The 1,456-nt window shown below is 67.6% G+C and carries 1 protein-coding gene; it reads left to right on the top strand.

The features are described from left to right. Positions 1–64: 64 nt before the first annotated feature. Complete coding sequence (gene tnpC / locus ACSBPG_RS31875) at positions 65–1,423, top strand: IS66 family transposase (RefSeq protein WP_435541281.1); 1,359 nt, start codon at positions 65–67, stop codon at positions 1,421–1,423. The last annotated feature ends 33 nt before the right edge of the window (positions 1,424–1,456 follow it).

Genomic DNA, 1,456 nt, shown 5'->3' with positions numbered 1-1,456 from the left:
GTAATTGCTCACGGGGTTGGCGAAAAGGGTTGCCGCGGGGCTCGGAATATGAGTCAACGTGTGGATGGAGAAGCCGCCCGCCTATCGCCTGACCGAAGCGGAGAAGGACGCCCTGATTGCCGATCAGGCGGCGTTGATCCAGCGTTTGGCGGCCCGGGTGACGGAGCTGGAATCGCTGGTGGGCAAGCCGAAGAAGACGTCGTCGAATTCGCACCATCCGCCGTCCTCGGATGGTCCCGGGCGCAAGAACCGTGAGAAGGCCTCGCAACGGCGCCGGAAACCGCGTCCGTCCCGGCCCGGAACGTCGCGCCCGCTGGCCGAGGAGCCGGATCGCCATGAGCGGCGGCTGGCGGACGCCTGCCCTCATTGCGGCGAGGCTGTCGGTGAAGCGGAGCAGCAGTGCCGTCACCGTTACGACCATATCGACCTGCCGGTCATCCGGCCGGTGATCACGCGGGTCGAGGTGTTCGGCGGGCGTTGCCGGTGCTGCGGCAAGCGGTATCGGGCCGCTCCTCCGGCCGCCATGCCGCCGGGCACGCCGTTCGGCCCCGGCATCCGGTCGCTTCTGGCCTACCTGCACCACAGCCACCATGTCGGTTTCGAGCGGTTGTCGCGGATGCTGAGGGAAGTGTTCGGGCTGGCGATCTCCGAGGGCGCCATCGCCAACAGCTTCCGGCGGATGGGCGACGCCCTGGAAACGGCGTGCACCGCGATCAAGGCCAAGCTCCTGACCGCGCCGGTCATCGCCTCGGACGAAACGACCACGCGGGTCGATGGCGTCACCCACTGGCAGTGGGTGTTCCATTCCGACACGGCGGTGCTGCACGAGATCGTCCCCGGGCGAGGCCGGGCGGTGGCGGAGGGGATGCTGGGCGAGGTCCGGCCTGAAGTCTGGGTCTCCGACCGCTATGCCGGGCAACAGGACCTGGGCCAGGTCCATCAGGTCTGCCTCGCCCACGTGCTGCGCGACGTCCAATACGCCATCGACTGCGGCGACACCGTCGTCGCTCCGAAAATCCGTGACCTCCTGCGCTGGGCGATCCGCGTCGGCAAGCGGCGTCCCAGCCTGAAGGACAGCACGCTGGCCGCTTACGCCGCCAAGGCCGACACCCGCCTCGATGCGCTCGTCGGCGTGCCGGCCGCCCATCCCGCCGGCCGGGAACTCCAGCGCCAGATCAAGGCATGGCGCTCCAAGTTCTTCGTCTTCCTCAACGACCGCCGGGTTCCCCCGACCAACAACCGCTCCGAACAGGAAATCCGACCCTCCGTCGTGTTCCGAAAGGTCACCAACGGCTTCCGATCTCAATGGGGGCCGAAAATCCACGCCGGATACCGATCCGTGACCGGAACCGCAAGGCTGCAAGGAACCTCAGCCTGGGCCGCTGTCCGCAGCCTCATCGACGGCGACTTCGCTATCGCCTGAACAACAGCTCGCGCCAACCCCGTGAGCAATTAC

This window comes from Azospirillum sp. ST 5-10 (assembly GCF_051225715.1).
GTDB lineage: Bacteria > Pseudomonadota > Alphaproteobacteria > Azospirillales > Azospirillaceae > Azospirillum.
This window is presented reverse-complemented; position numbering and strand designations above follow the sequence as displayed.